The organism is Desulfamplus magnetovallimortis (assembly GCF_900170035.1).
Lineage (GTDB): Bacteria > Desulfobacterota > Desulfobacteria > Desulfobacterales > Desulfobacteraceae > Desulfamplus > Desulfamplus magnetovallimortis.
In genome coordinates, this window is sequence record NZ_LT828542.1 from 323,270 (window position 1) to 350,230 (window position 26,961).

24 protein-coding genes are annotated in these 26,961 nt (G+C 42.0%); 1 reads left to right on the forward strand and 23 read right to left on the reverse strand.

Annotated elements, in window-relative coordinates; translation table 11 throughout:
- From MTBBW1_RS08070 to MTBBW1_RS08135, 14 genes are all read right to left on the reverse strand, one after another.
- Positions 1 to 164, reverse strand: a 164-nt coding sequence (locus tag MTBBW1_RS08070) for an ATP-binding cassette domain-containing protein (protein WP_139786712.1), incomplete at its 3' end; no start/stop codon positions are given.
- Between the two features lie 124 nt (positions 165 to 288).
- On the reverse strand, positions 289 to 1,485 hold the full coding sequence (locus tag MTBBW1_RS08075; RefSeq protein ID WP_080801732.1) for a putative sulfate/molybdate transporter: 1,197 nt from the start codon (positions 1,483 to 1,485) through the stop codon (positions 289 to 291).
- Between the two features lie 116 nt (positions 1,486 to 1,601).
- Positions 1,602 to 1,913 carry an ArsR/SmtB family transcription factor gene (locus MTBBW1_RS08080; RefSeq protein WP_342743886.1) on the reverse strand — a complete coding sequence of 104 codons (312 nt, stop codon included), beginning with the start codon at positions 1,911 to 1,913 and terminating at the stop codon, positions 1,602 to 1,604.
- A 188-nt stretch (positions 1,914 to 2,101) separates the two neighbouring features.
- The gene (locus MTBBW1_RS08085) at positions 2,102 to 2,533 is read right to left on the reverse strand and encodes an arsenate reductase ArsC (RefSeq protein ID WP_080801736.1); all 432 of its coding nucleotides are present in this window, start codon (positions 2,531 to 2,533) and stop codon (positions 2,102 to 2,104) included.
- A gap of 239 nt (positions 2,534 to 2,772) precedes the next feature.
- The gene (locus MTBBW1_RS08090) at positions 2,773 to 3,360 is read right to left on the reverse strand and encodes a (Fe-S)-binding protein (RefSeq protein WP_245809301.1); all 588 of its coding nucleotides are present in this window, start codon (positions 3,358 to 3,360) and stop codon (positions 2,773 to 2,775) included.
- Complete coding sequence (locus tag MTBBW1_RS08095) at positions 3,317 to 3,760, reverse strand: putative zinc-binding protein (protein WP_080801740.1); 444 nt, start codon at positions 3,758 to 3,760, stop codon at positions 3,317 to 3,319. Before MTBBW1_RS08095 ends, MTBBW1_RS08090 begins: the two co-directional genes overlap by 44 nt.
- Before the next feature lie 71 nt (positions 3,761 to 3,831).
- Entirely contained in the window at positions 3,832 to 4,176 is a 345-nt protein-coding gene (locus MTBBW1_RS08100) for a rhodanese-like domain-containing protein (RefSeq protein WP_186441160.1), read from the reverse strand.
- 95 nt (positions 4,177 to 4,271) lie between these two features.
- Entirely contained in the window at positions 4,272 to 5,564 is a 1,293-nt protein-coding gene (locus tag MTBBW1_RS08105; protein WP_080801745.1) for a permease, read from the reverse strand.
- 145 nt (positions 5,565 to 5,709) lie between these two features.
- Positions 5,710 to 6,801, reverse strand: a complete 1,092-nt coding sequence (gene arsB, locus MTBBW1_RS08110) for an ACR3 family arsenite efflux transporter (RefSeq protein ID WP_080801748.1) — start codon at positions 6,799 to 6,801, stop codon at positions 5,710 to 5,712.
- A gap of 97 nt (positions 6,802 to 6,898) precedes the next feature.
- On the reverse strand, positions 6,899 to 7,600 hold the full coding sequence (locus MTBBW1_RS08115; RefSeq protein WP_080801750.1) for a cytochrome c biogenesis CcdA family protein: 702 nt from the start codon (positions 7,598 to 7,600) through the stop codon (positions 6,899 to 6,901).
- Between the two features lie 141 nt (positions 7,601 to 7,741).
- Positions 7,742 to 8,143, reverse strand: coding sequence for a thioredoxin family protein (locus MTBBW1_RS08120; protein WP_080801753.1), 402 nt, complete (start codon positions 8,141 to 8,143; stop codon positions 7,742 to 7,744).
- A gap of 322 nt (positions 8,144 to 8,465) precedes the next feature.
- Positions 8,466 to 8,699 (reverse strand): thioredoxin family protein, encoded by a 234-nt coding sequence (locus MTBBW1_RS08125; protein WP_080801755.1) that lies wholly within the window; start codon positions 8,697 to 8,699, stop codon positions 8,466 to 8,468.
- Positions 8,700 to 9,096: 397 nt separating this feature from the next.
- Positions 9,097 to 9,441 carry an ArsR/SmtB family transcription factor gene (locus tag MTBBW1_RS08130; protein WP_080801758.1) on the reverse strand — a complete coding sequence of 115 codons (345 nt, stop codon included), beginning with the start codon at positions 9,439 to 9,441 and terminating at the stop codon, positions 9,097 to 9,099.
- A gap of 399 nt (positions 9,442 to 9,840) precedes the next feature.
- Positions 9,841 to 11,790, reverse strand: a complete 1,950-nt coding sequence (locus MTBBW1_RS08135) for a methyl-accepting chemotaxis protein (protein ID WP_080801760.1) — start codon at positions 11,788 to 11,790, stop codon at positions 9,841 to 9,843.
- Positions 11,791 to 12,141: 351 nt separating this feature from the next.
- Between MTBBW1_RS08135 and MTBBW1_RS08140 the strand changes: the two genes are divergently transcribed.
- Positions 12,142 to 12,669 carry a glycine cleavage system transcriptional repressor gene (locus tag MTBBW1_RS08140; protein WP_080801762.1) on the forward strand — a complete coding sequence of 176 codons (528 nt, stop codon included), beginning with the start codon at positions 12,142 to 12,144 and terminating at the stop codon, positions 12,667 to 12,669.
- Between the two features lie 94 nt (positions 12,670 to 12,763).
- Here MTBBW1_RS08140 and MTBBW1_RS08145 read toward each other — a convergent pair whose 3' ends face one another.
- The 9 genes from MTBBW1_RS08145 to MTBBW1_RS08185 are packed head-to-tail and all read right to left on the reverse strand — an operon-like array spanning position 12,764 to position 26,937.
- Complete coding sequence (locus MTBBW1_RS08145; RefSeq protein WP_080801764.1) at positions 12,764 to 14,881, reverse strand: putative bifunctional diguanylate cyclase/phosphodiesterase; 2,118 nt, start codon at positions 14,879 to 14,881, stop codon at positions 12,764 to 12,766.
- The gene (locus MTBBW1_RS08150) at positions 14,878 to 16,032 is read right to left on the reverse strand and encodes an Lrp/AsnC ligand binding domain-containing protein (RefSeq protein ID WP_087881733.1); all 1,155 of its coding nucleotides are present in this window, start codon (positions 16,030 to 16,032) and stop codon (positions 14,878 to 14,880) included. The genes MTBBW1_RS08145 and MTBBW1_RS08150 overlap by 4 nt, the downstream gene beginning before the upstream one ends.
- Positions 15,989 to 16,597, reverse strand: coding sequence for a metallophosphoesterase family protein (locus MTBBW1_RS08155; protein WP_080801767.1), 609 nt, complete (start codon positions 16,595 to 16,597; stop codon positions 15,989 to 15,991). The genes MTBBW1_RS08150 and MTBBW1_RS08155 overlap by 44 nt, the downstream gene beginning before the upstream one ends.
- On the reverse strand, positions 16,594 to 18,603 hold the full coding sequence (locus MTBBW1_RS08160) for an oxidoreductase (protein ID WP_080801772.1): 2,010 nt from the start codon (positions 18,601 to 18,603) through the stop codon (positions 16,594 to 16,596). Before MTBBW1_RS08160 ends, MTBBW1_RS08155 begins: the two co-directional genes overlap by 4 nt.
- A gap of 30 nt (positions 18,604 to 18,633) precedes the next feature.
- A complete protein-coding gene (locus MTBBW1_RS08165) occupies positions 18,634 to 19,671 on the reverse strand; it encodes a diguanylate cyclase domain-containing protein (RefSeq protein ID WP_080801774.1) in 1,038 nt (345 codons plus the stop codon).
- Positions 19,672 to 19,684: 13 nt separating this feature from the next.
- Positions 19,685 to 22,315: a hybrid sensor histidine kinase/response regulator gene (locus MTBBW1_RS08170; RefSeq protein WP_080801777.1), complete on the reverse strand. Its 2,631-nt coding sequence runs from the start codon at positions 22,313 to 22,315 to the stop codon at positions 19,685 to 19,687.
- Positions 22,272 to 24,146, reverse strand: coding sequence for a CheR family methyltransferase (locus tag MTBBW1_RS08175; protein ID WP_080801779.1), 1,875 nt, complete (start codon positions 24,144 to 24,146; stop codon positions 22,272 to 22,274). The genes MTBBW1_RS08170 and MTBBW1_RS08175 overlap by 44 nt, the downstream gene beginning before the upstream one ends.
- A 21-nt stretch (positions 24,147 to 24,167) precedes the next feature.
- Positions 24,168 to 26,489 (reverse strand): methyl-accepting chemotaxis protein, encoded by a 2,322-nt coding sequence (locus MTBBW1_RS27740; RefSeq protein ID WP_080801782.1) that lies wholly within the window; start codon positions 26,487 to 26,489, stop codon positions 24,168 to 24,170.
- Positions 26,473 to 26,937 carry a hypothetical protein gene (locus MTBBW1_RS08185; protein WP_139786701.1) on the reverse strand — a complete coding sequence of 155 codons (465 nt, stop codon included), beginning with the start codon at positions 26,935 to 26,937 and terminating at the stop codon, positions 26,473 to 26,475. Before MTBBW1_RS08185 ends, MTBBW1_RS27740 begins: the two co-directional genes overlap by 17 nt.
- Positions 26,938 to 26,961 lie beyond the last annotated feature (24 nt).

Here is a 26,961-nt window from a genome sequence, read left to right on the forward strand (position 1 = left end):
CGAGCCAGGCCGGTCAGCATGTTGATGGTCGTGGTCTTTCCCGCACCGTTGGGACCCAGAAAACCGAACAGTTCTCCCTTTTTCACACGAAAGGAGATCCCGTTCACTGCTTCGATTTTTTCAAATCGTTTGGTTAAATTTTCTACACAAATGGATTCATTCATTGTTGGGTCTCATCCTTAAACCGAGAAATTACAATTGTCGGCCTTGATCATCGTTTGGTCCAACCTGTAGGGGCGGAAGGATGATCAAGACTCAATTTTCATACAGACAGTTTCTCCCATTTTGTCATACAGATAGTTTTTCCCATTTGAGAAGCCGGCCCACGATCATTCCGGCGATGAAACCGGCCGCCAGATTGGAAGAGAGTGTGATGCCCAGAATCAGCGTGGCCACGAAATAGTCCTTTCGGGTCTCCAGATCCATGATGGTGAGGGTGAGCTGGGCTCCGGCAAAGACCAACAGGACACCGAGAATGGACATGGGCAGAAGATTGAACATGCCCACGATATCGTTACCGAGAATGAGTGCCAGTGCCAAAAAGAGTCCCCCGATCATCACGTTGGAGCCGGCGGTTTTCGCGCCGAAGCGGTAGTGGGCCGCCAATCCGCCGGCCCCGTGACAAAGGGGCATCCCCCCAAGGAGAAAGCTGAAGAAGTTGGCAAACGCCATGCTCACGCACGCATTCCGATTGGTCACTTTGGCAGACCGTTCCCCAAAATATTCCTTGGATAGATCGGTATAGGCCAACACCGCATTGCCAAGGGTCATGGGGAGTTGCGGCAGCACCAGGGCAAACAGGGCAAAGGTGAAGTCCACTTTTCCAGGAAAGCCGAAAGGGAGGAATTCGGGGATATGAATGCCCAATGCCCCGCCGATATCGAACCTTGCACCCAATAGAATTCCCACGGCGACGCCCCCTGCCACGACCACCAATCCGGCCGGATATTTTTTGTTGTCCAACAGCAGCAGGGTGACAACGGCGGCCAACGCCCCGATCAAGAGACTGATGGGAATCGGGCCGACGGCCTGAATCGCGAGATGGGGTTCCACCGCCTGTTGCAGGGTCTGATAGGTGGAGGTACCCATCATGAACTTGACGCCGCCGGAGATCAGCAGGGCACCGGTGGAGAGCTGCACCCCCCGGATCACCGACTTGGGGGTCGCTTTTTGAATGAGATCAATGGCGCCGGTGAGGCCGACGATCAAGAGAAAAATACCCATGAGAAGGGAGGATGCGAGGATCTGATCGGCACTCATGGCCGTGGCAATAGCGTAAGCACCGATCACCTTCATCGGTTGAACCGGCACGGTGATGCCGAAATAGAACCCTGAGGCGATGTAAAAAAAGCCGATACTGAGAAAGAGCCCCATGGCATTGAGGCCGTTGAAGAGGATCATGGCGATGGCGATGGGCAGAAGTGTCCCAAGGTCGCCCAAGGCGCCGGCCAACTCCAGTCGATTGAATTTGAAACGTTCGGACATGGGTTCTCCTCAATACCGTGAAAATGACTATCATTTTTATATCTGGGGGTGATTGATACGCAATCATGCCCGTTTACTTGTCGTTTTCTTTAGGGTCTTCAGTTGGGTTGCGTTCTCTATTTTGCGGAAAAACCGATGATCTCAAAAGCATCCGGAGGTGAAATCAATTCTCCAATCTGTTTCGAGATATTGGCAATGGCCTCCCTTTCAACCACATAATGGGTCCAGTATCCACGCTTCTCGCCTTTGATCAAGCCCGCTTCACGCAGTATCTTGAGGTGCTGTGATACAGCGGGTTTGGAAATTTCCAGACGATTGGCCAAGGCACCGACACAGAGATCTCCCTTCATGAGCAGGGTAAGGATTTTCATTCGGTTTTCATCTGCCAAAGCTTTTAGTGATTGTATCAGGCTCATCATTAAATCCATTTAAGTGATTAACGATTTGGATAATGATATAGTAAAATGGAATTGTCAAGAGTAAATTTGCGTGTCATTCCAAATAAACGGACATGGCGGACGTTCCGCCACCCCCGAATATGAAAATTTGTATCCATTTTCACGGTAAAATAGGTTTTACCCGCCCCATACCCAAGACTGAGAGGGGGCGGGTGAACCTATTTGACATTACGGATAAAATCTTCAACCGCCGCTTTGATATGATCCCTTATTTGGCGGGTTTTCTCAAGTTTTTCCTCTTCACTGCCTGTTAGTGAAGATGGATCATCGAAACTCCAGTGAATCCGTTTTGTGATGCCGGGAAAAAGCGGGCACCGCTCCTTTGAAGATTCATCACATACCGTGATGACATAGTGGTAGAGCTTTCCCTGTTTGAAGAAATCAAAGGCACTTTTAGTTTTGTTGTTGGAGATATCGATTCCCTCCTCTTTCATGACAGCCACAGCCAGCGGGTTTAGGGTTCCCGCTTCAAGCCCGGCACTCTCTGCAAAAAAAAACTCACTGCCGAGTTCATTTAAAAACGCCTCAGCCATCTGGCTTCTGGCACTGTTATGAACGCATACAAATAAAACCTTGATCTTTTTTTCCATGACAATAGGTACCTCCATTTTTATAATTACATTTAATAATGAAAAAAATACAAATCTGCATATAATATCCCTTTAATATTCAACTTTTGTGATGTTTCGATTAGGAGTATGTTAATATTTCTTTTTGAATATACTTCAATAGATACTATTTGTGATGAAAGGAGCATTTTTTTGCATTATGATGTGGTGTTATTTTTTTATTTGTGTCAGGTGGCCTGACATGGCCGTTATTGAAATTCCTAAAAATCCAGATTGAACGGTTCAAGATAGTGTTTCAACTTCTCTTTGTTTCCGGGATCGAGCTGAGGGCAATCTTCGTACCCTTTTCCGCCTTCAACGATATGCGTTGCAAAGACCATGCAGGTGGGTTCCCCACACTCCCTGCAATTGGTTTTCGGCAGAAGTTTCAAAATTTCCATCATCTTGGGCTGCGGCATGGCCTCATAACTCGGTGTGATGGTATCTCTCTTTTCCCAGGCTTCATTGATCTCACGTTTCAGCCATTCAACGATTTGACGGGCTTCGGCTTCATCTTTCAAGGCATTGACCGCAATTTTCTGGGGATGAACCGTAATCAATTTCCCTTGTGCCTTGAATGTGACGGAAAGGGGTTCCTTTGTAAAGGTAAATCCTCCCAGTGACGCGTTGAGATAGGGAATTGCCTCGGAGACATCCTGATCCAGATGGGCAAAACAGTGAACTCCGGTTGATCCCGGCATACATTTTGAGTTGAAAATTTCAACCTGATAACTTTCAAGTAACATAATCCTTCCATTCCCTATTTTAACAATTTCCACCACAGGAACAGCCGCCAGCCATATTGGCATTGGAAGGTGACATCCTGGAAGCCGCATCATTGGCATAAAGCTGCTTTACCGCCTTTTTAACCGCATTGATCTCTGATTCCTTGAGGTTGAAATCCTTGTTTTTCTCTATCCCGAGGTCTGTAATCACAACATGGTTTTTCAGGGGAACCTCTGCATGCTCAAGGATCGCTTTGGCACATCCGACCGGGCATCCATCAATGGCAATCAAAGTGGGTACATCCTTTGCCGACTGGACAAAGCCGCTAAGATGCCCTCCCACGCCGGCAAGGCAGAACATTTTACCAAATTCCTCCTGGGTCAATTCAACGGCTGCCTGATTACTCAATTGTCCCACATTGGAACCGCCTGAACAGGCAAGAATCATGATCTGATTGTTGGATCCACAGCAATTTTTCGACATTGTTCGCTCCTTATTTAAATTTAATTCTTAAAATATTACTTGTAGTTATTACACATTAATCAATTTATTCATTACTCAATCCACTCCGTGATTTTCCATACATCAAAACCATCTTTATACCAGTACATCTGAGCGTCGATCCCCCACGCTTTGGCCTGTTTCAATGCGTGATATGCCCTGAGAGCACCGGAACAGTAAAAAACAACTACCGTTTGATCACCCATGGCTTCTAACAGGTTCTCTTTCGTCATGATGTTTGACGGGTGATCCTTTTTGAAATAGGGCAGGTTGATGGCCCCTTTGAGATGGCCGGATTGAAATTTATGTTCCGGTCTGTTGTCGATCAAAACCGCCCCATCTCTCAAAAGTCTTTCCGTTGTGGACTGGTCAATAATCTGGACATCGTCAAAGGTCATCGCTTCTCCGGCATAAATACAATGAATTGTATTCAAAAAAATAAGAAAAATAGAGATGAAGATAGAATATTTGGTTCCAATTTTATTCATTGTTTCTAAATCATCCCGTAAATCATCCCCGAAATGGTGGCCATGATGACAACCAGTATGACAAACACAGCGGTCATTTTAGTGCCGATGACACTTCTTATAACCAGCATGTTGGGAAGGGAGAGAGCAGGCCCGGCAAGCAGTAAAGCAAGGGATGGCCCCTTTCCCATACCGCTGCCCATCAGTCCCTGAACGATGGGCACTTCGGTGAGGGTCGCAAAATACATGAACGCCCCCACAATGGATGAGAAAAAATTGGCAAAAAGAGAATTGCCACCCACAAGTGCCGAAACCCATTCATTGGGAATGATCCCTTCGTTTCCGGGACGCCCCAGAAGAAAGCCCGCTACAAAGACCCCCATGAGCAGCAGCGGGAGAATCTGTTTTGCAAAGTCCCAGGACGCATAAATCCATGAGCCGTTCTCATCACTCGATGTGGATGCCGACCAGGTCAGACCGATGAATCCCGCTGAGAAGGCAATGATGGGAATTTGGGGAAAGGCAACAGCAAACAAGACGGAGACGGCACCGATCAAGATGATTTTCCATGCCTTGTGTTCATACCACATCACCAGAACAATGCCGAAAATAACGGCAGACACCGAGGTGATCATCCATTTTGCAGAAAAAATAGTCCACCACAAACCCTCCTGAACATCTGGTTTTCCCCAGTTTGCAAAAACAAGGATCATCACCATGAAAAAAAAGTAGATGATGGTCTGGTAAAGGGGTCTGGATTCTCCGCTTTCAGGAACATGGATCTGGGCGGATCGTTCCGCCTCTTCACTTCTGAAAAAGAACTCCATCAAAATGCCAATGACAAAGGCGAACAGGATGGCACCGACAGCCCTGGCAATGCCGATTTCAGGACCAAGAATCCGGGCAGTCAAAATAATGGAAAGAACGCTGATGGCCGGACCTGAATAGAGAAAGGCAACAGCCGGACCAAGTCCCGCACCTCTTTTATATATTCCAGCAAAAAGGGGCAGAATCGTGCATGAGCAGACCGCTAAAATGGTTCCTGAAACCGATGCCACCAGATAGGCAATCCATTTTTTGGCTGCCGGGCCAAGATATTTCATGACTGCATTCTGGGAGACAAAAACACCGATGGCACCGGCAATGAAAAACGCCGGCACAAGACAGAGAAGGACATGCTCCTCTGCATACCATTTGACCAGTTCAAGTGCCTCCATCAGGGCGTTATCAAAACGATGCACCCCCACAGGGAGAAAAAAAGCGGCAAAAAACAGAATAACAATAATACCAAGGGGTTTAAGTTCATCTTTCCAATTCATTGATTCACCTTTTACTCTAATCTTCAGTTCTTTTTCATAATTTTATAATATAATACTTTTAATGCGTTTTCTCTCCTGCGGGTCGTATTTGTGCCTTACGGGGGGAAAGCGTTGCCAATAATTTTAATTCTATTTTATAATAATTTTAACTCTGTTTTGTAACGTGGCAGACTCCTCTTATTGTATTGACCGTGTAAGGGAAATATCGTTTTTTCAGCCAAAGTGCCACATGAACCAGCCCGATCAGCACCGGCACTTCCACAAGAGGCCCGATGACGGCGGCAAACGCCTCTCCGGAATCGATGCCGAACACCGCAACAGCCACAGCAATGGCAAGCTCGAAGTTGTTGGATGCCGCAGTAAAACTCAAGGTGGCGGACTGTTCATAGGTGGCACCCGCTTTCATGGACATGAAAAACGATGCGATAAACATGACCAGAAAATAGATACAGAGCGGAATGGCAATGCGAATGACATCAAAGGGCAGTTGAACGATATATTCCCCCTTGAGCGAGAACATCACAAGAATGGTAAAAAGAAGTGCGATCAGAGTGATCGGGCTGATCTTAGGGATAAAAACCGTCTCGTACCACTCTTTTCCCTTTGTCTTCAGCCCGATGATGCGGGAGACCATGCCGGCAATAAAGGGAATGCCAAGATAGATAAAAACACTCTTGGCAATCTGGCCGATGGAGATGTTGACGACCGCCCCCTCAAGGCCGAGCCATCCCGGCAGCACTGTGATAAAAATCCAGGCATAGACAGAAAAAAAGAGTACCTGAAAAATGGAATTGAATGCCACAAGTCCGGCACAGTATTCCGTATCTCCGTAGGCAAGATCGTTCCAGACAATCACCATGGCTATGCAGCGGGCAAGGCCGATCATGATCAATCCTACCATATATTCATGGTGACCGGACAAAAATGCAATGGCAAGAAGAAACATCAAAATGGGACCCACTATCCAGTTCTGTACAAGTGAAAGGGTCAGCACTTTCACATCCTTGAAAACTTCGCCAAGCTGTTCATATTTGACCTTTGCCAAAGGGGGATACATCATGAGAATCAAACCAATGGCAATGGGGATGTTGGTCGTTCCCACCTGAAAAAAGTTGATGACGTTCTTGATGCCCGGAAAGAGATATCCCCAGCCCACGCCGATGGCCATTGCGGCAAAGATCCACAAAGTCAGGAAGCGATCCAAAAAACTCAGTTTTTTAACAGTTGAATCAGTCATTTTCCCTCACCTTTAATAAACTTTAAATGCGTTAATATTTTGGGGTGATTATTACACACTCAACCATGCCCGTTTACAGTGAATAGAGTAACTTTTGTTATAAAAACGGAGTCATAATAAAATAGAGACCCAATACACCAATGGTTGAACCTGCTATTTTTCGGAACCAAGTGCCTGCATTGTTCCAGGTACTGTTTTCAAGCAGCTTTTTAACCATTGCTGTTGAACTTCCTGCAATCACAATGGGAAGACAATGACCGATTGCAAACAAAACTATCATGATAATACCTGTTGCTATCTTTTCCTGAACCGTAATAATTGCAAGAATAGGAGCAATAAATCCAAATGTACATGAACCGGAAAGAACTCCATATGCAAGTCCAAGCACAAAGGCACCAAAAACGCCCTTGATTTTCAGACGATAGAGAAGACTTCCCGACATGGAGCACTTTTCCACACCAAGCATTCCCAATGAAACCCAGACAAGTATGCCGCCGACCAACACTTGCCAAAAGCTTCCCACATCTCCAAGCATCCGCCCAAGCATGGCACACACAATACCTATAAGAGCAATAGTAATAAAAAGCCCTATGGTAAAAGCTCCTGCATAAATGCCGGCCTGTTTTGGATTTACCGTTTTATCCTGTCCTCCCACATAGGCAATAATAAGTGGGATAGAAGCAAGGTGGCAGGGGCTGAGCATAACACTCACCATTCCCCAGAGAAAACAGCCTACTCCTGCAATAGCAATCCCCCCTGACATCCATTGATTTATAGTTATAAATAGCGAATCGAACATCTGTTGCACCCCTTGTTTGGAATACTATATTTGAAGTATTGCACTATAGTTAAAGTGTTGTGCTATATTTTAAGCCTTGCACTATATTAAAGTATCGTACTATATTAAAGTATCGTACTATATTAAAGTATCGCACTATATTTAAAGTATTACACCCATTTTTGTAAGTTGTTTAACGATATCATCTTCACTCATAAAACCTGTATGACGTGTTACCTCTTTGCCATCAGCATCAAAAAAAATCTGGGTTGGTATGGCACGGATACCAAATCTTTTAGCCTCTGAGTTATTTTCCCATACATCAATGAATACAATAGCAGCTTTTCCAGCATAAGCTTTTTCAAGTTTTTCAAGAATCGGTGCCATCATCTTGCACGGAATACACTTTTTAGCACCCAAATCAATCATGGTAACCATTCCTTTTACTGGAACTTCCGACGGGGTTGTCATATTTTCTGCACTGTATGCTGTAAATGAAATGGTCAAAATAGCTGCTATTATAATTAGAAATGAGGCGGTTCTATATTTTGGTATTATTTTCATTTATATCTATTTTCCTCTTATGCTTATGATTTAAGTGTATCCTTTTTGCAGTATTCTCTCCCCTCTCCAAAGTTGGAGAGGGGGTTGGGGTGTGAGGTTTTACGGCTATGAATTAAGTCTCTCAAAGTCGACACCTATGATCTTGTAAGCCTTGTCAATACTGTCTGAATCAAGATTCCCAGGATTAACAGGATAAGGCAAGATTATCTATCCTGAGCATCCTATCCATCCTGGTTATCCTGGTTCAGACACCTGCAATAACTTATGAAAAAGCAATAAGATGTCGATTTTGAGTAAGTCTAATATCAAAAAGGGTACACTCTTATGATTTAACCCAGCTCAAAATTTCCTGTTTAGTTGGTATCTTTCCAACACACTTTACTTCACCATTTACTACAACTGCCGGAGTCCCAAAAACACCGTAACCTGCAATCTCCATAAGGTCAGAGACCTTTTCCACAGTGGCATCAATGTTTGCTTCAGTGACGGTCTGTTTTACAAGTTCCTCTGTTTTTTTACACTTTGCACATCCTGGTCCTAAAACTTTAATCTCCATGATTTTCTCCTTTTACCCAATAAAATCAACGATATATATTTAACAGCTAAAAAAACACCATTCTAAATATCATCTATAGTATTCCAGATAAATCGGTTGGCATTTCTAATATATGAAAACTCAAAATCGACACATATGATCTTATAAGCCTTGTCAACACTGTCTGAATCAGGATTCCCAAGATTAACAGGATAAGGCAGGATTATCTATCTTGAACATCTTGGTTATCCTGGTTATCCTGGTTATCCTGGTTATCCTGATTCAGACAAATGCAATAACTTCTAAAAAAGCAATAAGATGTCGATTTTGAGTATGAAAAAGCAAAATCATTTTCTGGAAATATATATTGTATTTATTTATAAATAGCAATATAACGATTTATTAAATATAAAAAAAATTATTTTCCGCAAATAATCTCTCTTTGAGCATCTGGCAATATGGCTATTACTTCAAGAATATCAGCATCTTCGTTGAGCCAGTGTTTCAGATTACCAAGCAAGTTTGCAGCGTATGGATTCTGTTTTCCGTCAGACAGGGTGAAGTTAACCCAGAGACCATCCTTATATGATTTTACAAGTCCAGCTTCCTCAAGGATTTTAAGATGCTTGCTTGTTGTTGACTGGGCTATCCCTAAAACCGTATATATTTCACAGACGCACATCACCCTGTGTTCAAGCATTTTCAGTATTTTTATCCGTCCGGGGTCAGATGCTGCCTTCATTACCTTTAAAAACTCTTTCATTTTATTCCCCATTAATTAAGAACATATACATATCGTTTTTAGTGAATATATTAATATGGAGCATAGTTGTCAAGATATTGTGTTTCTATACGACACTCAAAAAAAACAGACAAGCAACCGGTGTTAAATTCTTAAAAACGGGTGGTTGGTACTAATTTCAGCCAGACTCTAACTGTTATGCTGTGCTCTGAATCAGGGATACCCGGGATAAACATGCATTATTATCTATCTTGAACATCGTTTTTATCCTGGTTATCCTGATTCAGACAAATGCCCTGCATCTCCTAAAATGGTACTTAATAATGGGTTTTAATTCACTTACCCAAACTTCTGGGGGGTGAGGGGAGTGGACAAGTTATTTAAACTCCGTTCCTTAGCAGGGTATCAAATTTCAGTGGCTCAGAAATCGGAAAAATCATCGTCATCATCAAAGGGGATAACCTGCTCAGGTCTAACCTCTCCTTTTTTATGGGGAACCATTTTTCTTGATTTTGCCCCGCCACCTGATGTTGATGCTCCAAGAGCCGGTCTTTTTGCCTTTGCTGTTCCTCCGATATGCCTCTGTGGTCTGTGAGACAAGTTTCTACCTGAGGAGTGACTTGCACTTCCTCCTACAAGTGTTACCAGCTCATCCACAAACTCCCGCATGCCCTCAGCCTGGGCATTCATCTCTTCTGATGCACTGGCTGACTCCTCTGCATTGGCTGCATTCTGCTGGGTGACTTTATCCATCTCTGCAACAGCAAGATTGACCTGCTCAATTCCTGTGGCCTGCTCCTTTGATGCTGCTGAAATTTCCTCAATGAGCTGCCCTACCTTTGCAGAGCTTTCAGCAACTTCACTGAATGCCTTGTTGGTTTTTTCAACAAGCTCTGAACCATCCTTGACCTTATTCACAGTACTTTCAATCAAGACTGCTGTATTTTTGGCAGCTTCAGCCGATCTCATTGCAAGATTTCTTACCTCTTCTGCAACAACTGCAAACCCTGCACCTGCCTCTCCTGCCCTTGCTGCTTCAACCGCTGCATTCAAAGCCAGAAGATTGGTCTGGAAGGCTATCTCATCAATGGTTTTTATTATCTTGGAAATCTGATCACTTGCCTTGGAAATATCTTCCATGGACTGGGTAAGATGTCCCATTGAATCATTGGCACGACCCACAACCTTGTTGGCATCTTTCATCAGTCCATCAGCCTGCTGGGCATTTTCAGAGTTCTGTCTGGTCATTGAGGACATCTCTTCAAGTGAGGAGGAGCTCTCTTCAATGGATGCTGCCTGCTGGGATGCTCCCTCTGCAAGGGACTGGCTGGCACTTGATACCTGTGATGATGCTGAAGCCACCTGATTGGAGCCTTCATTCAAGCCTTCAATTACACGGTTAAGAGGTTTTGTAATTGCTCTTGTGATCAAAAAAGCAATGATTGCACCAAGAACAAGGGCAATAGCGCTTGCTACAAAAGATATAAGCTTTGAGACTGAAATCTCACTTACCATTTTTGCTTTCTGATCTTCACGGGCATCAACACACACTTCCCTTGCTAACCTTGCAGCTTCAAGCATGTTAGTGTCAGCTACTTTCTGCTTTGCCATAATTGAGGCAAAAGCCTTAAATTCCTTCTCGTAATTTGCAAGAGCTGTCACAACAGAATCAATCTGCCGGATATTCAACTGATCTTTAAACCTTAATCTCAACTCTCCTGCTATCCCGTTGATTTTTGTAAGGTTCTCCTCAACAATCTGACGCCACTTTTCTTCACCTCTTGAGATTATAAACTCTTTCTCGTTCTTTCTTGCATCAAGAAACAGCTCTATCATACTGTTGGCATCATCCTTGTTGGCAACTCTTATATCAAGAGTTTTACCACCTTCTGCCATTTCCCGTTTAAGTTTCTCATTCTGGTCGTTCTTGATAGCTTCTGTTTCGGAAAAAGCGATATTTGCCTTTGCCCTCATCTCTTCCATGGTTGTAGCTCTTTCCTCATTAAACGCCACATAGTTCTTGAAAGATTGATGATAGGCTTTAACTTTATCTGCCACCTGACGCATCTGATCCTTGTTGATCTGATCACTAAATTTTTCGCTTGTGACAACTGTCTGCTCAATCAACTGGGCAATAAGTTCCTCAACTTTCTGAATACTTGCAGCATCTCTGCGAATAATATAGTTCTTTTCCTGCTGGCGACACTCAAGAATCAAACGCACAAGACGATTCACATCATCTGCCTTATCAACTCTGTCAACAACTCCTGTGAGTCCAGAATAGCCAACATAAGCAACTATTACCAGAAATAGAAGCACAACGGCAAATCCACTGAATATCTTAGTGCCAAGTTTCATGTTTTTAAACATAATCTCCTCCTCTTTTCGATGTATGATGGAAATCATTTACCAAGTCGGACATAACAGATTAAACGGACACGGCTGCAATGCAGCCTCTACCAAAGATAATTATTTATATTTTCTTCAAAAAATAATATTTTGTATCCTTATCAATAATAAATATCTAAATTGATATAAAAGATTTACATAGCTTTTGCAACACCCATTTCAGTTACTACTCTGAAATAAGTTGTTCGTCAAGAGAACCTGTTACTGAATGCGGTACAATTATATTTGTTGAAAAAAAAGGTGGAAACCTATAATAAAAGAGTGGTTATCTTTTTTCTCGTAAAACATCACAATATCACTACAGGAGGCCTGATGGAAAAAAAATTCATAATGACCGCTTTTGGCAAGGATAGGCCAGGAATAGTTGCAGATGTCTCAGGAATCATATATGAAAATGGTTGTAATCTTGAGGATTCCCAGATGGGGCTTCTGGCAGATGAGTTTACCCTGATGCTTCTTCTCAGCGGAAGGGGTGAAGAACTTGAAGATATGCTTCAAAAAGAGTGCAGAAGACTTGAAAAGGAGAAAAATATCTCGGTATTCATTAAAGAGCTGGATTTCCACCATCCGGAATACAAGGAAAACGGAAATCGCCACACCATCTCTGTAGAAGGAATTGACCAGGGTGGAATAGTTTATAAAATCAGCAAATTTCTCTCCGACCAAAGCATAAACATCAACAGGCTAACATCACAGATGAAACTGTCACCGGAGAGCGGCACAGCTCTTTATACCATGACAATGGATGTAAGTTTTCCTGAGACGGTTTTTGTTGAGAGTGTGGAAAAAGGCCTTGAGCGGATTGGAGATCAGCTTAATGTGGATATTACTGTAAAATAAAGCAATACCCTTAAAGCAACACCATTGTCCCCCCTCTCCAGCAATGGATAGGGGGATCATAAATTATGAACCAATGCCTACCCGCCCATATGATTTAATGTCTCCCAAGAAGGGTCATGAATTTCTCTTCAGGAACAGGCGGGCTGAAAAGATATCCCTGAACACAAAGACATCCCTTATTCTTGAGAAAATGAGCCTGAATCCTTGTCTCCACCCCTTCTGCCACCACATTAAGTCCAAGGCTGTGTGCCATGGAAATAATTGTGGCTGTTATGGCCATATCATCCCTGTCATCCGGAATATCCATGACAAAAGATCTGTCAATTTTAAGAGTATTGACAGGAAAACTTTTAAGATAACTCAAAGATGAGTAGCCTGTGCCAAAATCATCTATGGAAAGGGTTATTCCAAGTTTCTTCAAATCATGCATAAACTTGATATTTCTGTCAATATTATCGAAAAGCATGCTTTCTGTCAGCTCAAGATCAAGACAACGGGGCGGCAATCCTGTTTCATTAAGAATAGTTCTTACAATTTCCACAAAATTTTCCTGCTTCAACTGCTTTGCAGAAAGATTGACACCGACCCCGAAGTCCGCATAACCCATATCCAGAATCTTTTTGCCGGTTATACATGCCTGACGCAATACCCACTCTCCAATTGCAAGAATAACATCGCTTGTCTCTGCAATGGGAATGAACTTGAATGGAGGAATAATACCCATCTCCGGATGTATCCACCGGATAAGAGCCTCCATGCCCACAACCCTGTCATCTGACAGATCAACCTTGGGCTGGTAATAGAGATGAAGCTCATTTTTATCAAGTGCCATCCTGACAGCCATCTCAAGCTTCATACGCTCAAATGCACGGGTTGTCATATCTCCTGAAAAAAACTGAAAATTGCCGGCCCCAGCCATTTTTGCATGATTAAGGGCAATTTCAGCATTTTTAATCAGCTCATTTGGAGTAGATGCATCATTGGGAAAAATAGTGACCCCAATAGAGGCACTTATATAAATCTGGCTCTCATCAATCTTGAAATCTCCTGCAAGAAGATCTTTTATCTTCTGAATTGTTGCAGCAATAGGGTCATAGGTCTCAAGCCTTGAGATATAAAATATGAACCTGTCGCTTACAAGCCTTGAGAGGGACTCTGCATTTAAAAGATTCTCTTTTAGACGTTCTGCCACCTTGACAAGCAGTTCATCCACAAAACTTATACCGTATGATTCATTGATCCTTGCGGTTTTATCAATATCAAGGAGAATAACAGCAATTTTTTTTCCATCAAGACTTGATTTTTCAATTGACTGCTTCAACCTGTCATAAAACAGAGAACGGTTGGGAAGCTTTGTAAGAATATCGTAATTATTAAGGCGGTTGATATCCTCTTCTGCTTTTTTTATGATGGAAAGATCATTAAAAATACCAATATAATTCAGTGGCTTACCATCATCATCAAATACAGTGCTGACAGAGAGCCATTTAGGAAAAATTTCACCATTTTTTTTGCGATCCCATATCTCGCCCTGCCAATGGCCTGTCTCTTGAAGCTCTTTCCAGAACCGCCTGAAAAGATCAGATCTGTTGTTCCCTGCTTTCATCAAGGATGCATTACGATAAAGCACATCCTCCTTGGAGTATCCTGTAATTTTTGTAAATGCAGGATTAACATCAAGGATGTTTCCCTTAAGATCAGTAATGAGAATTGCTTCCTGACTGTTTTCAAATACAATTCTTGAGAGTTTCAGATATGCTTCAGTTTTCTTTTGTTTGGTTTCATCAGAATATATCGAAACAATTTCACCGGTTGGAAGTTTATATACATACCCCTTGCGCCAGACATCCAGTGCGTCATCTTTATATAAAACCAGAGGATGAGTTTCTGATTTACCTGTTCTCCAAACCCTTGTGAAAACATCAAGAAAACCGCAAACTTTAACACCAGGAAAAACTTCGGTTACCCTTTTGCCAAGGACATCCTCTTTTTTAACCTGATCCATCTTCTGAGCTGCCCTGTTGTAATCCACAAAAACAAAATCATCGCCATTATCTACGGCCTCAAAAATTGCCACACCACTGCTCAGATTGTCAAAAAGCCCTCTGTATCTGATTTCACTGCGAAAAAGTTCTTCTTTGTAGTTCATGGCGTTATCTTCTTTTAGTTGTCCATTGTCAGAACTCTGATTTTCAGTCGGCTTATTCTTCATTTTATTCTGGAAAATCCTGGAATAAGTGTTTTTGTTGTAACAACTCCGTTTAACTGCCGCATTTTTTCATGAACAAAATTTGAAATTATTTCAGCATCAGAACTTAAAAGATCCCTTGTCAAACCTACTTTTACCAACAGGTCAATATCTCCATGAACAGAATGTATTTCAAGAACCTCTTCAAGCTCAAACAGTTTTTCAATAACCTTATGCTCCTGTTTTCCTTTGACATTCATCAGGACGAAAGCTGTAATACCTCGCTTCATCTCTGGATATTCCACCTCATTGAGACTGGTCATATGTTCCCTGAACTCCTCCATTGTCCTTGGGATAAGCTTTCCAAGTCCAATGCCATATTTTGCTGTTCGCTGGCGCTTCCAGTGACCTACTGAGATATAAACATAAAGATCAGCAACGGTTCTGCCTGAAAAATTGCCAACAATATTTCCCCGTTTTATGATGGAACAGAAGGGCTGATAGATTGTTCTGTACCAGTCCCTTGCAGCAGCAGCAAATGTTATTTCCGGGCTCTCTTTTTTAAGATATACATAGTGCTCCTGAATCTGGGATGTAAGCTGGGAATATTGACCCACTTCGGTAAGGGAAATTGTTCTTGGAAGCCCTGTCCTGTCGCAGAATGCCATCTTTTCCCTGTAAAGAAGATTGTCAAGGGTTTCACTGGACGGAATAAATTCAATTATTGTTGCAAGTATCTCATCGTGATGAAGTTTCTTGGCAGCAGCAACCCTGTGATTGCCATCCAGAACATAATATTCATCCTTTATCTGGTAAAGCTTAACTGGCGGCAGAGCCTTTCCGGTACGCATGGCACTTAAAATCGAGTTAAATCTCTCTGATGGTGCATGATGTTTGAACTGGAAATGCTCATCAAAATCCTGATACCTTCCAACACTTCCGATAATCTGATCCAATGGTACAGTCTGAACCCCTCTGTCCATGCTGTCAAATGCACCCTCTTTCTTTTGCATATCTTCAAATGAACTCATATCTTTGAGTTCATGGGATCTCTTGTTCTCCCTGTCACTTGTAGCAGGGTCAAATTCACCGGACAGGTCGGGCTGAGATGAATTCTCTCCAGAAAAAAAATCACGCAGACGGGTCATCATTGATTTCGATGATGTTGTATCCATAGGTATTTATCACCTTTGTTCCGTTGACAACTGTCAAACGATCCAGGGTATTATCAAACTGTCTGTGAATATGACCATGTATAAGGTAACTCGGTTTATATTTATCAATAAATGTATAAAAAGCATCAAAACCTTTGTGACACCGATCCTCAGCGTCATGTATATATCGGGGAGGAGCGTGGGTTATCAATATGTCAACGCCTTTGTTCCACCAGATTGACAATTTCATTTTTCTGATTATATGTCTCATCTGTGCATCTGTATATTGATTCATACCTCCGTTATACCATCTGGACCCCCCAAGTCCCATAATATTGAGACCTTTAAACTTTACAATTCTGCCATGAATATCCATGCATCCCATTGGGGGATTTTCATTATACCGAATATCATGATTCCCCTTAACATAGTAGAGGGGGACATTCATAAAATGAAAAATAAAAGCAAGATATTCCGGAGGCAGATCACCACAGGCAAGTACAAGGTCTATATCGGGAAACCTTGTTCTGTCAAACTCTTTGTACAGTGCAGGCACCACAACATCCGATACCGTCAGTATTTTCATATTGACCTTGCAATCTCTTCGGCTTCACTGATACAGAACATAAGGTGTCTTGGCGAAGAAGCGTCTCCTATATAATGAAACTTTGCTGAAGAGGTTGACTCTATTCGTGCAAATTCCCTGATGGATATCTGCTTTTCAGAAATAACAACCATATTACATGGTTCAATAGTCATCAATTCTGAATTCCCCTTAATACGAAATTTAACACCTTTGTCAGTAAAACGTTCAATGGAGACATTCTTGAATAGTTGCACCTGTTTCTTTTTAAGACTTTCCCTTAAATAGTAGCGATCATTTGCAGACATCTCCTCAGCAAACCGCTTTTTACGATTCAAAACATAGACATTGCCACCCCTTGGTCTTATCTTTTCTGCAATGTAATCGGCGGTTATCAAGCCTGACATACCTCCGCCCAGAACAATTACTTCCTCGGTATTATCAAGTATCTCATCTCCGTCAAGAACATCGACATTAGTTACAACATCCATACTGCTTTGAAAAAGGCCTTTAATCATTGGCATATCCGGCATGGAACCTGTTGCTACGATAACATGATCCGGCATAAATCCGGAAACAATATCCTCATTGAGCGAAGTGTCATACTGAATCTTTACATTGAGGCGCTCAAGCTCTTTACTGAAAAAATTGAGAATGTCTCCAATCTCCCCACGCCCAGGAGCACGGGAAGCAAGGGATAAAATACCTCCGGATATGGTTAATTTTTCCACAATCTTCACATCATGACCCCTGAGTGCAAAAAGCCGCGCACATGCCATGCCAGAAGGCCCTGCTCCTGCAATAAGAATGCGCCTTTTTGCAAACGTATGCTGGCAACTTTGCTTTTCGTCATACCTGTTTTTCTGCCCTTCATCATCCCTGAGTTTATACTCTCTGCCCACATCAGGATTGACAACACAGGAGCCTGGTTCCTTGGCAAGAACAGCATGAATACATCCAAGACAGCATCCCACACATGGCCTGATTTCCGATTCCCTTCCCTCCATTGCCTTTAAAGGCAGCATGGGATCGGCAAGCAATGCCCTTCCCATGGAAACCACATCAGCTTTGCACTCTCCAATTACTTTTTCTGCAAGTACCGGGGTTTTTATACGCCCCACTGTAACCACAGGTATGGAGACAACTTTTTTAACTGCCTCTGCAAGATGCACAAAACAGCCATGTTCTGTGTACATGGATGGTATTGTAAGCTCTGTTGAACCATAAACACCTCCTGAAACATGAAGATATGCAACACCTGCATCTTCAAGAATAGGGGCAAGTTTTAAGGCATCATCAAGTTCCCATCCATTTTCAATATAGTCCCTGCCATTTATCCTGATGCCTACAGGAAAAGCCAAACCAGCCTTAAGTTGAATATCCTCTATAACTTCAAGAAGAAAACGGATTCTGTTTTCAAAGGCTCCTCCATATTGATCGTCTCTTATGTTGGAGTTAGGGGCCATGAACTGATTGATAAGATATCCGTGGGCTGCGTGAATCTCCACAAAATCAAATCCTGCATCCCTGCAACGCCTTGCTGCATCACCAAAGCATGATACAAGCTCCTTTATATCGTCAATCTCAAGCGCCCTTACTTCACCCTTGACAACTGCCGGGGCAGGAATAGGAGATGGTGCAACCTTTTCCGGAAGATAGGATTGTCTGCCGCCGTGCATAAGCTGCACCCCGAACTTGACATCAGAGGCACTATCTTTAACCTTTGAAACCATATCCATAAGGGAGGGAATACAGCCTTCCTCATACATTACAGGCAGATCAGGAAGCTCCTGACCTCCGGGATGAACACTTCCCCCGCCCACAAGCATCATCCCAACACCCCCTTTTGCCCTTTCAACAAAGTATTGAACAAGCTGATCTGTAACGTAACAATGTTCATCAACACCAAAATTAATACTCATTGCCGACATCATAAGGCGATTTTTCACATGCATGTTGCCAATTTGAAGTGGAGAAAATAGATGGGGATATAGATTAGCTGTGGTCATTGGATTTCACCTTCCAAAAAGTATTATGAGTTACAGCACAGCAGATTCGCTGTTTAATTCCATTGAGAATTTTATGGCTTCAGAACCAGAATTTTGTGAGACCTGACTGCGTTTGAGATCCTTGTTACTGTGAATGCGGTTACGACCATTATTCTTAGCACTGTAAAGTGCCTTGTCTGCCTGCATAATCAACTCCGAAAGGATGGAGTTCTGCTCTGGAAAAGCACATGCAATACCTATACTGACTGTTACATAGTCAGAAATATCAGACTTTTCATGAAGGATTTCCAGCTCTTCTATATTTATCTGCATCCTGCCTGCAACTTCCCGTGCACCTCTTAAAGGGGAATTGGGAAGAACCCCGATAAACTCTTCACCACCATAACGAGCAACAAAATCACCTGGACGCATAAGTGCGTCTCCAAGCGCTTTGGCTACAAGTTTAAGGCAGCGGTCACCTTCCTGATGGCCATAAAAATCATTATAAAGTTTAAAATAATCAATATCAATCATGATAATGGAGATGGGAACCTTTTCCCTTGTAACACGTCGCCACTCCTGCCCCATTACCACATCAAAATAACGACGATTTGAAATACCGGTGAGCGGATCAAGGTAAGAGAGACGCTCAAGTTCCTTGTTTTTACGCTCCAGATCCTTTAAAAGCTGCTGTTTCTCTTTTTCAAGCATATGGTGCTCCCAGGTCTTTCTTATTGAAGGGATAAAAGTATCTTCAATATTTTCATCCTTTAAAAGATATGCACTGGCACCACTGTATATGGTCTTTACAGCCACCTTGATCTCCCTGTTACTCGTCAGAATAATCACAGGTACCACCTCTTCCCTGTCCCTGAGAGTACGAATTAGCTCAAGACCGTCCATCTCCGGCATGTTCATGTCAGAAACAATTATGTCAATGTCGCTCTCTGAGTAATATATCCCAAGAGCTTCACTTCCATTTTCAGCTAAAGTTACATTATAACCTTCTGTTGTCAAAATCACTTCAAGCATTGATCGGGCAAACGGATCATCTTCAACCAGAAGGATTTTTAAATTATTGGTGGGCATTGTTCATCCTGTGTCAGGCAATTAGATTTTCAATTGTTTCCATTAAACTGTTTTTATCAAAATCACCTTTGATTATATAGGCATTTGCTCCAGAATCAATTCCCCTGATAATATCTTCCCTGCGCTCCCTTGAAGTAACAAGAATAATGGGAATATCTCTGTATCCTTCAAGCAACCTTAAATTTTCAGTCAACGTAAAACCATCCATTCTGGGCATATCAACATCTGTTATGACAAGATCATAGTGAAATTGCCTGCACTTCTCAAGCCCCTCACTGCCATCAATTGCCAGCGTCACATTATAACCATATGATTCCAGGATGTTTTTTTCAATCTCGCGGGTTGTAACAGAATCATCCACCACCAGGATATCAAGCTGTCCATCCCTGAAAGATGGTGTTGCAGAGACAGGCTCCTGATTGTCAGAAGCTGTTTTTGTTTTCATTGAGGCTGTACCATGGGCATGTTCAATAGCATATGAAACATTTAATACATTTATAACTTCGTTATCAGCGGAAATAATAGCACCGGAAACCATGCGGAAAGATTCCATATGAGGCGGCAGAGGCTTTACAATCATCCTCTCTTCACTTATCAATGCATCTACAACAACTCCGGCAGTTTCATTTGTATTTCCAGATACAAGAATCAAAAGATCTTCTGTTTTTGCCATGGAGTGCATTGTGATGTCAAGAAGATCAGAAAGAAACATAAGAGGCACAAGTTCATCATCCATGCGAATTGCAAGGCTCTTATTAATGGTAATGCAATCCTTTAAAGGAACTTTTATCATGAATTTTATATGGCCTGCCTGCACGGCAAATTTAATACCTGACACTTCAATAAGAAAAAGATGCACAACAGCAATGGTGGCAGGCAGACTTATATTAAACTCACTACCAATTCGGGGTTGGGTCTCAACAATGATTGAACCGCCAAGATCACTTTCGAGATTCTCCCTCACAACGTCCATTCCTACTCCTCTTCCGGATATTTCAGTAATTATCTCGGCAGTTGAAAAACCCGGCATAAAGATGAGATTCAGAATTTCCCGTTCTGAAAGCAGCAAAATCCTATCTTTGTCAAAAAGCCCTTTAGATAGAGCTTTTTCTAAGATTTTATCCTTATCTATTCCCTTTCCATCATCCCTGAGCCTGATTATAACCTTTGAACCGTCACAGGCTGCGGACAATGAAATTTGTCCCTGACGTTTTTTTCCTTCTGCAATTCTGGTTTCCGGAGATTCAATGCCATGATCGATGCAGTTACGCAGCATATGGAGAAGAGGATCTTTTAACTTTTCAATCATTTTACGATCCATTTCTGTCTCTCCCCCCTTTATATCAAGAGCAACATCTTTTTCACACTCTTTTGAAAGCTCCCTAACATATTTATAAAAAGTATCAAACAAAGTGGAAAGAGGCTGCATCCTGAGTCCCAAGGCACGATCCATTAACTCTGTCACAAGGGGATGGCAGTTATCAAGAAACTCTTTTATATTTTTCTGAACAATTTGAATCTCAGGATTGTTACTTTTCAGGGATGAAAGCTGAGCGATATGCCTGCCAAACTGACGATGAAGGATACCAAGCTCTCCCATCAGGTTTATCATATCATCAAGTTTTTTTATACTCACCCTGATTGATTCGTCTGATTTTGCAGGCACCGTATCATTTCCACGTCTTTTTTCCGGATTTATCTCATTTTCACTTGCAAAAATTTTTCCGTTTCTTCCAGAAGCAGAATCCTGAAAAACTGCGTCTTCTCTTTCTGATAAAGCTGCAACCTCAGATAAAGCATGTTTTCTTTCTGATAAATTGGCACCCTGAGATAAAGACTTTTCTCTTTCTGATAAATCGGCACCCTGTGATAAAGATTTTTCTCTTTCTGATAAATCGGCATCCTGTGATAAATATTTTTCTCTTTCTGATAAATCGGCATCCTGTGATAAATATTTTTCTCTTTCTGATAAATCCGAATCCTTATAGGAAGAGGATTGTTTTTTTAACGGCAAATCACCATCACCATCAGCAGCAGCAGCAGCAGAAGAAGAAGAAGAAGAAATGACAGAATTAGCGGTGGAAGGAAAAGTAGCTGAAGGAGAAGTAGCTGAAGGAGAAGTGGCTGAAGGAGAAATGGCTGAAGGAGAAATGGCTGAAGGAGAAGTGGCTGAAGGAGAAACGGCTGAAGGAGAAACGGCTGAAGGGGAAGCGGCTGAAGAAGAAGATTCAGGTAAAGCAGCTTCAGCAAGGCTGTGAAGCAATGATTCAGGTGGCTCTGGTTCAACTCCGGACAAAAGCTGTTCCAGCATATCGGATAGAGTATCAATACTCTGATACAGCAAGTTTACAAGTTCATCTGACCAGCTAATATCTTTTTTTCTCAATGCATCAAAAATATCTTCAAGAAGATGAGCAAAATTGCTGATCTCTATGAATTTCATCATCCTTGATGCCCCTTTAATGGAGTGTGCAGAGCGGAATACTCCGTTAAGAAGCTCCTTGTCCAGGGGATTTTTTTCAAGTGCAAGCACCCCCTGTTCCATCTGCTTCAGATGGTCACCTGCATCTTCAATAAAACGGGATATAAATGCAGAACGATCAAAGGCCATGATGATATACTCCGGACTTTCCGGTTCTGACATGGTGACCTGCTGATTTTGCTTCAGTATGGGATACTGAATTTCCTGAATATTTTTTACAACGGTTTTTGCACATATGAATTATCTGCTCACTTGAAAAAGCAAGAGGGAAATAGTCAAGATCGCATTTCATATCCCTGTTTTTCTCAAGCAGTTTAATAACAATTGCTGCCTCTCTCGCTGAGTTACGATACTCTTTCTGACGTTGATAAGTTTCAGAAAGATAGTAGTGGGCAAGCCAGTTTGATGGTTTCAGGTATATTGCCTGTCTGAAACGTTTCAAGGCATCCTCAATTCTGTTTTCAAACCAGTCAGCCATTCCAAGAATAAGGTAGGGAGCCACTGAGCCATTTTTCATCTCTATGCTTTTTTTGCAAACATCTCTTGCCTCACTCCATCTTTTAAAGTGAAGCAGCACAGAAGCCTCTAAAATCAACATCCTCTCCATATATTCAGATTGTAGAGATGTGGTATCAACAGATTCAATAAAAGAGAGAGCATCTCCAAATCTTTTTTCCATGACCATGGAAAGTGCCCTGTCATAAATAGATGGGGAATTGAGGAGAGCTATTTCAAAATTGTTCCCTGAAGCAGACAAAGATTGAGTGTTCCATAAAAAATGTGAAGATTTGCTAAACTGAAAGGAGTCTGTGGATGGCAAAGAATCTTTGGATAGTAAACAATCTTTAAATTGTGAAAAGTCTTTAGATGATGAAGAGTCTTTGGATGGTGAAGACTCTTTGGATGGTGAAGACTCTTTGGATGGTGAAGACTCTTTGGATGGTGAAGACTCTTTGGATGGTGAAGACTCTTTGGATGATGAAAAATGCAATTCATTATTTAGGAAAGTACACTCATTGCCATATGACAGGATCAAATCTTTTTTTGAAGATGTATTGAATATTTTGCCGTGAAAAAGAACTCCATTTTTTTGATCCGATATCGCTGGAACATCTATCAGCGTTGCTGAAACATCAATCGACAATTGCCGTTTATCCGGAGATTGCCCACAATGTTGAAAAGAAGAATCTGACTCTTTGCGAAAGAGAAAAATACCATCAATTTCGACAAGAACAAGGTCAGTTGTATCATGGGACATTGTTTCTGCAGCCCCCACAATCATGTAACCGCCATCATTCAAACGATCTGCCAGGGAGTTGATAACCCTGTTTCGGGTCTGCTTGTCAAAATAAATTGATACATTTCTATAAAATATAATATCAAACTTCTCAATGGTTAAAATTGATTGTTTATCCATCAGGTTAAGATATCTGTAATTTAACCTGTTCCTTATAAAGGAAGATACACGATAACGTCCAGGGCCTGTTGGCTCAAAATAGTGCTTTTTTGTTTCATCTCCGATATATCTTAAGCTTCTGAGCCCATATATTCCTTCCCTGGCAATATCAAGGGCATTGGTGTCGATATCAACACCTGTAATCCGGATGTCTGAAAGATAACTGTCACCAAAACATTGTGCTATTTTAATTGCAATGGAGCAAGGCTCCTCGCCGGTTGAACAGCCTGCACTCAAAATTGAAACAGGTCTGTTGTATTTTTTTGCGGATGTTATGGCCGGAATCAGAGAGCTACACATAAGATCAAGATAACGAACTTCCCTGAAAAAGCAGGTCTCGTTTATAGTAAGCAAAGTAACCAGCGCAGCAAATTTGGATGGCGTCTCATGGATATGGTGATAATATGCCGAAAGATTATCAAAACCAAGGGCATGCATCTCACTTAATACACTTTCTCTGAAAACAGCGGAGCGATGATAATCAAAACTGAGACCAGTTCTCTCCTTTACAAAATCCTCAAGCATTGAAATCTGCATAGCGTACACACTCCATCAGAATCAAATCCTGAAATTTTGAATCATATTTTTAAGCTGATCTGTCAAAGTGCTGAGGGCAGCTCCTGTCTCACTGATCTTCTTGATGGAAGATGATGTCTGCCAGCCACTTTCATCAATCTCCTTAAGCGCATGTAGAACCTGCTCACTTGCAGCGTTCTGCTGCTGGGTTGAAAGAGTTATCTGACGGGCAGCATCCCGGGTTTTCTTTGATGTATTTACAATGGCTGTAAGGGTCTCACTTGTGTGTGCTGCAAATGCCTTGCCTTCGTTTATGCAGCTTGTACTCTTTTCAGATGCCAGAATCATCCGCTGAACAGCATCCTGAATTTCATTTATCTTTACTTCAGTCTCACGGGTGGAAGCTTCTACATTTTCAGCAAGACGCCGTATTTCAGCAGCCACAACACCAAATCTTCTTCCGGCATCGCCGGCACTTGAGGCTTCAAGTGCGGCATTAAAGGCAATCAACTTGGTCTGATCAGCAATATTGTTTATAATTTCAAGGATTTTCGTAACTTCCCTTGTCTTGTTTCCAAGTTCATGAATTCCTTTGACAGTATTAATATTGTCCTGATTAATATCCTCCATCTTGCTGTTTACAAGATTTACTGAATCAGCCCCTTTACTTGCATTATCAAGGGCATCTTCTGCAATTGCAAGCACTGTATCACAATGCTCTGATATCTGCTGTGAAGATGCCGAAAACTCAGCCATTGTTGATGTGATTTCTGTCACAGAGGCAGACTGTTCAGATACACTTGCAGCCTGGTTCTCCAGAGCCTCTGCAATCTCTGCTGTATTTGAGGTCAAATGGTTGACAACATCAACCATATTCTGGATCATGGAACGAATGCGGATTATCATATTATTGAAAGCTTTGGCAAGGTGACCGATCTCATCTCTTGAGTCTATGTCAATGAAATGGTTTGTCTCAATTACACCCTCGGCAAGACTGTCTGCAAAATGAATCATCTTGTCAACAGGCTTTAAAACAGTGCGTGAAAGTACCCATGAACTTATAAGGCCTGCAACACAAAGTATCAAAACAAGCATAACAACCTGTGATATCAAGATAATACGGCTTGTCTTATATTCGTCTCCCGGCTCCATCCCAAGTGCCATCACTCCAATCTGCTTACCGGAATAATCAAGAACAGGAAAAGCAGCAGAAACCTCTCCCTTGTTATAAACTATCTTTATACCGGTTCTTCCCTGGTCAATAAGTGATATATCCGGAAAACCGTTTTTATAATCTCCAAAGCTTCTCATAACCTCCACATAACGGTCTCCAAGCAGAGGGTAGGCATTGCTGTCCTGGAGACGATGGGTAATATTGAGAAATTCGCTGTTCATAAAAAGAGAGAGACGGTATTGACTCTGTGAAAATATTGTATCAACAAGGGACTCAAAGTCAAAAAGCACCTCAACAGAGCCAAGAATTTTGCCATGCAAGGCATCAGGCGCAACATACAAAGCAGCAATGGTTTGTCCGGAATCATGGGCAATGTTTTTTTCAGAAGTACTGGAAACATTATTCTCTACATCTCGGGCAGCATTATTTTCTACATCTCGGGAAACATTATTCTCTACATCTCGGACAGCATTTTTTTCTACATCTCGGGAAACAATATTCCCTACATCTCGGGCAGCATTGTTTTCTATATCATGGGCAGCATTGTTTTTTACGCTTTTACCGGTAGATGCTTCCGGGTCTGAATTCTGCTTTAAACCGGAATAAGTCTTTGACGCAATCACAGGAGCAACACCGCGAATCACAAAACCTCCACGGCCAAGTTCAATTCCCTTGACCGATTTCCCCCTTTTGTTAACATCAAGCACCGTATTTCTGAAATCGGAAATATCGTCAGAAACATCCATCCACACTCCATTTCTTTGGATCTGTTTTGTACGCCACATTCTGACAAGACTGCGTCCGTTGGGAAGATGAAAATGAAGTTTCATATCCTCGATTGTACCACTTGATTCTCTGTAGCCTTCCATAAAAGGGGCAAGTTTTACCCTGAGCATCTCTCGGGATTGCTGCATTACAGGATCATTCTCATTATCCATGTCAGCAGATGCAAGCATTTCAAAGGCTTCTATTACATCAGGAGCACGGGAAAAAAGAGCTGCCTTTTCAAGGGCTTGCTGGGCTGTATAGTCAACATTTTTCTGAAACAGCACAATGTTGTTTCTGACAAGCCTCTCCGCACTGGTTTTTGTGAGTTTATTCAACTGATGAACCGTAGCCATGGAACCTGCAATACAAAATATCATGACAATGCTTGCTACAGGGATAATATTTTTATTTCTCAATTTCATGATTAATCCTTAAATCCAGGTAATCTCTCGCGGCAATTTCAAGCAATCGTCTTGAATCCATAATAAAACTTATGGAGTTCTCTGACGGCAGGAGTGCCCAGAAAAGAGAGTCAAACTTTGTTCTTAAAAATGAGTCTATAAGTTTAGGCAAGAGACAAAGGTCAGACAATGGCACCTTCAGAGGCATTAAATATGGCTCATCAATAACAATCTCAAATGTCACATCACCATTGCCAAGCACAAGAATTTTAGGTGAATGATATACCACGGTTATATCTGACAGACCAATTATTTCATGGAAATAAACAACATCCGAATTATCATCCTTATTTTCAATGGCTCTCATGGATAGAATACATGTTGTATCAACTCCAAAATGATGGCCCATAATATCGAAAAGTATCAGCTCAATCTCTTGTTCATGTTGTTTCCCGATTATCTGATTCATAACACCCATCAACATATTTTTTAG